The sequence below is a fragment of the Candidatus Hepatincolaceae symbiont of Strigamia maritima genome, from assembly GCF_055505085.1.
In genome coordinates this window covers 1-7,326 of the sequence record NZ_DBKDTU010000164.1, presented here as the reverse complement: position 1 = coordinate 7,326, position 7,326 = coordinate 1, and the positions used below count along the sequence as shown (strand labels likewise).

The window sequence follows — 7,326 nt, the reverse complement described above, 5'->3', positions numbered from 1 at the left end:
ATAAGGAATTATTTTAATGAGTGATTACAAAATCATAGATCATAATTTTGATGTGGTAGTAGTTGGTGGAGGAGGTTCAGGACTACGCTCAGCTTTGGGAATGAAAGAGGCAGGACTTTCAGTTGCTTGTATCTCTAAAATTTTCCCAACCAGAAGCCATACAGTTGCTGCTCAAGGAGGTATCGGTGCATCTTTAGGAAATATTAAAGAGGACAAATGGCAATGGCATATGTATGATACCGTAAAAGGCTCAGATTGGCTTGGAGACCAAGATGCCATTGAATATATGTGTAAAAATGCTGCTAGTGTAGTTTACGAATTAGAGCATTACGGTGTTCCTTTTTCAAGAACTGATGAGGGCAAAATTTACCAACGTCCCTTCGGAGGACATACTAGTAATTTTGGTGAAGCTTTAGTTCCGCGAGCCTGTGCAGCAGCTGATTTAACAGGACATGCAATTTTACATGCCTTATACCAACAATGTCTAAAACATAAACTTCATTTTTTTATAGAATATTTTTCCACAGATCTAATTATGGATAATGATGGTAATTGTGTAGGGGTTATGGCTTTATGTTTAGAGACCGGTGTTCTACATAGATTTCATTCCTATATGGTAGTATTAGCTACAGGTGGCGGCGGTAGGTGCTATTTCTCTTCCACCTTAGCTCATACTTGTACCGGTGATGGTTACGGTATGGTAGCAAGAGCAGGTATTCCTTTACAAGATATGGAGTTTGTACAATTTCACCCAACAGGTCTTTATGGTCCTGGATGTTTAATTACAGAAGCCGCCAGAGGTGAAGGCGGATACTTTACAAATTCAAACGGTGAAAAATTTATGGAAAAATATGCCCCCAGTGCAAAAGATTTGGCTTCACGTGATGTTTGTTCCCGTGCTATAACTGTTGAAATTAGGGAAGGCAGAGGAGTAGGAAAAAATAAAGACCACATTCACTTACATTTAGAACATTTAGATAAAGATATGTTACACAAAAAATTACCTGGCATTATAGAAACTGCTAAGATTTTTGCTGATATAGATTTAACTAAAGAACCTGTACCGGTTATTCCTACGGCACATTATAATATGGGTGGAATTCCTACCAATTACTACGGTGAGGTAATTAGACCGAATGAACAAAATAAAGAGGCTGTAGTTCTTGGATTAATGGCTGTAGGAGAAGTTGCTTGCGTATCGGTACACGGAGCTAACAGATTAGGCTCTAATTCACTTTTGGACTTAATGATTTTCGGTAAAGCTACTGCCCTAAGAGCTACAGAGATAATTAAAACTGATGGTGCTAAGAAACCTTTACCTTTAAATAGTGCAGATTATACCATTTCTAGAATAGATGCTATAAGAAATTCCAAAGGTACAAAAAGTGTAGCAGAAGTAAGATTAGCCATGCAAAAAACTATGCAAATTGAAGCTTCAGTTTTTAGAGAAAAAAATAGCCTAAATTTAGGAATTAAGAGTATTGAAGATATAACAAAAGAAAGTGCTAATATTGGTATCAAAGATAAATCTTTAATTTGGAATTATACCCTAATTGAAACTCTAGAATTAATAAACTTATTAGTTACTGCTAAAAGTATTACTCACTCTGCTCTATATAGGGAAGAAAGTAGAGGGGCTCATTCTAGGGAAGACTTTAAAGAAAGAGACGATTTAAATTGGCTAAAACATACTTTAGTATATATCTCGGAAACTGATAAGGTTAAATTAGATGAACGAGCGGTACATACTTGGACATTAACTACTGATGTAGAATACATTCAGCCAAAAACAAGAGTTTATTAAATAATTTAGATGGAGATAAGAAAATGGTAGAATTTGCTTTGCCAAAAAATTCACAAGTAATTAAAGGGCAATACTTCAAAGCCGATGAGCATGTAAAAAATATTCGAATCTTAGAAATATATCGTTGGGATCCTGATACAGAAGAAAATCCAAGAATTGATTCTTTTGAAATTGATATGGATAATTGCGGACCAATGGTTTTAGATGCTCTAATGAAAATTAAGGATGATCTAGATACAAGTTTAGTTTTCAGAAGATCCTGTAGGGAAGGCATTTGTGGTTCCTGTACTTTTAATATTAATGGTAAAAATACTCTAGCGTGTATTAGAAAAATGAATGAATATAAAGGAACTATTAAGATCTACCCACTACCGCATAGACCTGTTATTAAAGATTTGGTAGTTGATTTAACAGCAACATATGCTCAATATGAATCTATTAAACCTTGGTTAATAGCTGATACTCCTGTAGAAGCTACTAAAGAAAGACTACAAAGTCCGCAAGAACGGGAAAAGATAGATGGTACTTGGGAATGTATTTTATGTTTTGCGTGTACTACCAGTTGTCCTAGTTATTGGTGGAATGGGGAACGTGGCTATTTAGGACCTGCAACCCTGCTAAATGCATATAGATGGATAGAAGATAGCAGAGATGAGGATACGGGGAATAGATTGGCAGATTTAGATGATCATACTAAATTATTTAGTTGCCATACAATTATGAATTGTACAGACGTATGCCCTAAAGGCTTAAATCCTGGTAAAGCAATTGCAGAAATAAAAAAGAAATTAGCTCTAAGACATTAATTTAAAATTACTATTTTAATATAGCTGTAGCGAGAATAATTAAATGTAACTTCTTTTTAAGATTAGTATTTAGAGGGTAATTATACTCTTGACTAAGGTAAATAATTTGTATGCAATAAGTATATAAAGAGTTTAAGAGTATAAATTATGCTAAAAAACTTCAATAGTTTAGTAGAATTTCAAAAAGAATTTAGTACAGAACTAAAATGTATAAAACACTTAATTAATTTAAGGTGAGGTAAAAAACCTACTTGTGTACATTGTGGTAGTGAAAATAAAATATATAAACTACAAAAACTAGAACTTTTTGAATGTGGACTTTGTCATAAACAATTCTCAGTTAGAGTTGGCACTATCTTTGAAGATTCTAAACTACCTCTTACAAAATGGTTTTTAGCTTTCTATTTAGAAGTAAACCACAATAAAGGTATATCTTCTGTACAGCTAGGGAAAGACTTAGGGGTAAGACAAGCTACGGCTTGGTTTATGCAACAAAGAATTAGATATGCTCTTACTTACAATACCGATGTTGAAGTAGATGAAGTTTATATAGGGGGTAAAGAAACTAATAAACATGTTAAAAATAAAACTCCTTATTCACAAGGTGGTAATAATAAGATGGCGGTTGTAGGTATGATTGAAAGAGGTGGTAAGTTAATATTAAAACAATTAAACCAGTTTTAGAGCAGTATATAAATACAGAAGAAGCACAACTATATACAGATACATCTACCCTATATAAAGGTTACAAAGATAGAAAAATTGTAAACCATAGCATTGGAGAGTACGCTATCGGTAATAACTATACAAACACAATTGATGGTGCTTTCTCTCAGTTGAGAAGATACTTAAACGGTACACATCATCAAGTAAGTGACAAGCACTTATCTAAATACATAAATGTTTTTACTTTAGATTTAATAATAGAATCGAGAGTAAAACCAATTTATTCAATTTAGCTTTACTTTCTATGTTTGGTAAGAGGTTACAGTATACGGAGTTAGTTAGCTAAGGTTCTTACTATAAGGCAAAGACTTTATATAATTTTCCATAAACTGCCAATCGGGGTTACCTTCTTTAGTTATTGGTACTTTTATTTTATCTTTAATAAATTGTTTTTTAAATGCTTTTCTTCCAAAGCTATATTTATATTTATTTTTATCTATTAAAGAACAAAGGAAAATTCCGTTAAATATATTTATCTCATCGCTTGCTGTAAAACTATCTTTTACATAATAAGCATCTCCAAAAGTTGTATAAATTATCGCATTGACTCTAAAAATAAAGGATTATTTATATTGTCTGTCAAGCCGTTATTGAATGCAGAAGCTGAATAATAAGGAATATTACCCTTTATTCTACTTATTTCTGTTAATCGTTTCCCTCTTGATATTTTAAATAATTTTTCATACCCTAAACTTTTCCATTCTATTGAAGATAAATCAAGATTTATTTCTGTTATTGGTTTTTTTGTAGGTACTAAAATCTGTTTCCATATATGCTTCTGCACACCACTCATCTTCAGCAGTAACACTTTGCATAAGGCTAAGATTCTTTATAATTTCTCTATTTTTATAGAATTCAAGCCATCTTTTTTTTATAATATTCCACTTTAATTCTTTATCAACCCGCCCTTTATTTTTTTGCTTAATAAATCCATCTTCTTTAAAATATCCAAAAAAAGTTTCTTTATTTTCTTGATGAATATTATGGGATTTTATAACAATAATACAAGTATTTACTGCTACAGGATGAAATAAATCTTCTGGCATAGAGAAAACAGCTTCAAGTGTATGCTTCTCTAAAAGTCTTTTTTAATTTCTATAACCTCTTTATCTTCATATACAACAGTAGACATTTAACAAATAGCAATACATAAACCATCTTTTACAAGACAATCGAGAGTATTTTCTATAAATTCAAGTTGTTCGGCTATATTACCATCTTGATATGGTGGATTTAAGAAGCTTACTGTAGGTTTTTTTAATGTAATTTCTTTTTTTAGATTCTCATCAAAACAATCTCCTTGTAATATACAGCTTGTACCATCTCCCACGCATCATCATGTTGAACAAGCATTTGCAAACACATAACTTTTATATGATTCTAAAAAAGGTTTATTTTGAAGTGCGATTAAAAGAGTGCTTATCAAAGTACATCTTTTAGAAGCTTCTAACGAATAATCATTTAATAATTCATTGTAAGCTATAACAGTGACAGTAAAATCTTCTTTGAAGTAACTAGCATATAATAAAGCACCATCAACTGCATAATCTTTATATTTATCTCTATTTTTACTCTCATGATATGTAGTATTTGCTTTACACTCTATAATTATAATTTCATCAGCTTTATTACTAAATGATATTATAAATTCAGGATATCCTTTTCCCTTTCCACTCTTAGATGCTGTAGACAAGAGTTTATTAATTTTAGGATTGCTTGATTTTTGCTCTTCTATGATTATTGAATTATCATCATGAATATTTTATCTAAGGGCTAGTACCCCCCATTTTTGTGGGGTTGTGAACATTTTTTTAAGCGTACAAAGATTCCTTAATGTTAATAACTTTCTATTAATAGATTATAATAGAAAGTTATTAACTTTAAAAATATAGTATAATTATTTACCTTAGTCAAGCGTATAATTACCTCTTCTTTAGTTGCATTAGCCTTATATGCTTGATAGGTTTTTAAGGTAATACCTTTATTGGTTGCCCCACCTTTATCATCTTTATGGTCAACATAACCTCCCTCATGTTTTAAAACTACTTTTAGTGCTTCTTTGAAATTTGCCATTTAATTTGTTTAATTTATAGAAAAATTATGCTATCATTTATCTAAGTTTGTTGTCCAGATGATGTAGGAATTTTTATCTCATTTAATTTATATGGACACAGTAATAATGGAAAAAAATGGGAAGATTACACCAAAGAAGAATTGCAAGAATTAAAAGAAACAAAAGCAATTAAATGGGCAGATTTGTACAACGATTACAGAACTAGAGAGTTAGAACGAGAAGAACAATTAAAAAAGCAAGCTCCAGACTTTTTAAATGTGGATAAAATTATTACCGTTTTATTAATTAATACTGAGGAGAAAAATTGCTCTACAGATATTTTATCTCTATCTACAGATATGGCTTGCATTCAAGATAACGAAGATGTTGGTAAATTTGCTGGCTTAGGTGACTATGAAAATTACAAATGGTATATTTTCCAAAGTACTGGAAATAATCAATCATTGTTAATATTTGAAGATTATGTAGATGGTCTAATTATTGTAGATGGCATTAAGGGATTTGATAATCAATCTTTAAAAAATAAATATTATATATTAGAATATACAGGAACAAAACAATATACCAATCCGCTTGGTAGCATTAAAAGTGTCCCTTTTTTTAAAGTTATAAAAAAAATTAAGATAAAATTAAAATAACTCTTCTTGCTTATGATAATTATTATTTTTAGCCTGTTTTTTATATCTTCTAGCAGTTGAATAGCTAACTTTTAATTTATTTGCTACTTCGTTATGATTACAACCTTTATTTACAAGCCCTCTCCCTATTATTATTCTTTGTGTATAATCACTATTATTTCCCATAGGGACTGATATAGTTTTACCAACCGTTAAACTTATTAATATCAAAGAAATTAAGCATAGACAGGGTTAAATCATTTAACAGACCTTTACTTTACAACATTGCCTTAATTACTGTTAAGGCAAAATATTTACATTTTCACTCTCAAAAAAATAAAATCCTCAATTGAACTAATTACTAAATCATTATTACTGTCTATTAATCAATCACTCTCCATATCCTTACTTCTCCATGCTTTTTTGTATGAAATTGTGTATACTGCGGGTAGTAATATTTAATTTAGTATTGTTATGACTCTTGTTTCTATTAATTTATTTGAAACCCTTAAAAAAGACGGAGTTCCTGATAAACTAGCTAAAGATGCTAGTTCTGAAGTAGCTGAATTTTCTTAAAGTTGCTACTGAATAAGATAAAAAATTAATAAATTAAGTTTTGAAATAGTAACTTGAACCATTAAAGTAAATATTTTAATAATTTTAAATACTGCAGTTCTAGATGGATTAATTGTATCTTTATTTTGCAAGTAATCCATACTCTTAATCCCTATCATAAAAAATGTTGGTAGTGTATCTTAGAATAGAGTTAACTTTACCTATTTTTTTACACTCTTCCATTCTTCTATCCTTAGATTTATGCTGTAATGAGAAAGTTAATAATGGCAGAGATAGGTAGTAGTTATAGAGTAACAGTATAGGTAGTAATGTTAGAAATAGTGGCTTTTTACCAATAAATAATGGGTAATTGCCATCTAAAACTGCCAAAAATTAACTTTTAAAGAAAACATAAGTAAATAGGTACTTATAAGCGAAGTATCTATTTTTTTATAAAAAATTAAATACCCAACTGTTAAAAAAATGCAAGCGTAAAAACTAGCTGTAGTTATTGAACAATAAGAGCTTGAGGCATTATTAATAATTTATATCAAAAAGTGGTATAAATTCCCAACAAATTCTGTATGCTACAATCATATAGCATGGTGCCGGATAGAGGAGTCGAACCCCTGACTCACTGATTACAAATCAGTTGCTCTACCAACTGAGCTAACCCGGCATCCTAATTAATATACTATATTTTATAAACGTATGCAACTATGATTTTATGTATTTTGCTATGAA

Annotated in this window: 9 protein-coding genes, 1 tRNA gene and 1 pseudogene; 5 read left to right on the top strand and 6 right to left on the bottom strand. The window is 30.4% G+C overall.

The genetic code is table 11. From position 1 onward, the window contains the following. Positions 1–16: 16 nt before the first annotated feature. From sdhA to ACQCX0_RS04460, 4 genes are all read left to right on the top strand, one after another. The gene (gene sdhA / locus ACQCX0_RS04475) at positions 17–1,804 is read left to right on the top strand and encodes a succinate dehydrogenase flavoprotein subunit (protein WP_462562975.1); all 1,788 of its coding nucleotides are present in this window, start codon (positions 17–19) and stop codon (positions 1,802–1,804) included. Positions 1,805–1,827: 23 nt separating this feature from the next. After that, complete coding sequence (locus tag ACQCX0_RS04470) at positions 1,828–2,610, top strand: succinate dehydrogenase iron-sulfur subunit (protein ID WP_462562974.1); 783 nt, start codon at positions 1,828–1,830, stop codon at positions 2,608–2,610. Between the two features lie 279 nt (positions 2,611–2,889). Beyond that, positions 2,890–3,294 (top strand): IS1595 family transposase, encoded by a 405-nt coding sequence (locus tag ACQCX0_RS04465; RefSeq protein ID WP_462562977.1) that lies wholly within the window; start codon positions 2,890–2,892, stop codon positions 3,292–3,294. Next, positions 3,270–3,569 (top strand): transposase, encoded by a 300-nt coding sequence (locus ACQCX0_RS04460; RefSeq protein WP_462562976.1) that lies wholly within the window; start codon positions 3,270–3,272, stop codon positions 3,567–3,569. The genes ACQCX0_RS04465 and ACQCX0_RS04460 overlap by 25 nt, the downstream gene beginning before the upstream one ends. A gap of 483 nt (positions 3,570–4,052) precedes the next feature. Here the strand turns inward: ACQCX0_RS04460 and ACQCX0_RS04455 are convergent. The 4 genes and pseudogenes from ACQCX0_RS04455 to ACQCX0_RS04440 all read right to left on the bottom strand — a co-directional run. Beyond that, a pseudogene (locus tag ACQCX0_RS04455) lies at positions 4,053–4,412 on the bottom strand (N-6 DNA methylase); the annotation flags it as partial. 56 nt (positions 4,413–4,468) lie between these two features. Then, entirely contained in the window at positions 4,469–4,666 is a 198-nt protein-coding gene (locus ACQCX0_RS04450; protein WP_462562973.1) for a hypothetical protein, read from the bottom strand. A 6-nt stretch (positions 4,667–4,672) separates the two neighbouring features. Then, positions 4,673–5,029, bottom strand: a complete 357-nt coding sequence (locus ACQCX0_RS04445) for a hypothetical protein (RefSeq protein ID WP_462562972.1) — start codon at positions 5,027–5,029, stop codon at positions 4,673–4,675. 143 nt (positions 5,030–5,172) lie between these two features. Next, positions 5,173–5,409 carry a glycosyl hydrolase 108 family protein gene (locus ACQCX0_RS04440; protein WP_462562971.1) on the bottom strand — a complete coding sequence of 79 codons (237 nt, stop codon included), beginning with the start codon at positions 5,407–5,409 and terminating at the stop codon, positions 5,173–5,175. Between the two features lie 141 nt (positions 5,410–5,550). Between ACQCX0_RS04440 and ACQCX0_RS04435 the strand changes: the two genes are divergently transcribed. Beyond that, positions 5,551–6,048, top strand: a complete 498-nt coding sequence (locus ACQCX0_RS04435; RefSeq protein WP_462562970.1) for a hypothetical protein — start codon at positions 5,551–5,553, stop codon at positions 6,046–6,048. Here the strand turns inward: ACQCX0_RS04435 and ACQCX0_RS04430 are convergent. Then, complete coding sequence (locus ACQCX0_RS04430) at positions 6,040–6,213, bottom strand: hypothetical protein (protein ID WP_462562969.1); 174 nt, start codon at positions 6,211–6,213, stop codon at positions 6,040–6,042. The two genes, ACQCX0_RS04435 and ACQCX0_RS04430, sit on opposite strands and share 9 nt — an antisense overlap. 972 nt (positions 6,214–7,185) lie before the next feature. Continuing rightward, a tRNA-Thr gene (locus ACQCX0_RS04425) sits at positions 7,186–7,261 on the bottom strand. Positions 7,262–7,326: the final 65 nt, after the last annotated feature.

What these genes read in the sequence shown, in the direction of transcription:
- ACQCX0_RS04440 (WP_462562971.1), bottom strand. Translation starts at nt 5,409, where the DNA reads ATGGCAAATTTCAAAGAAGCACTAAAAGTAGTTTTAAAACATGAGGGA.
- ACQCX0_RS04470 (WP_462562974.1), top strand. Translation starts at nt 1,828, where the DNA reads ATGGTAGAATTTGCTTTGCCAAAAAATTCACAAGTAATTAAAGGGCAA.
- ACQCX0_RS04430 (WP_462562969.1), bottom strand. Translation starts at nt 6,213, where the DNA reads ATGGGAAATAATAGTGATTATACACAAAGAATAATAATAGGGAGAGGG.
- sdhA (WP_462562975.1), top strand. Translation starts at nt 17, where the DNA reads ATGAGTGATTACAAAATCATAGATCATAATTTTGATGTGGTAGTAGTT.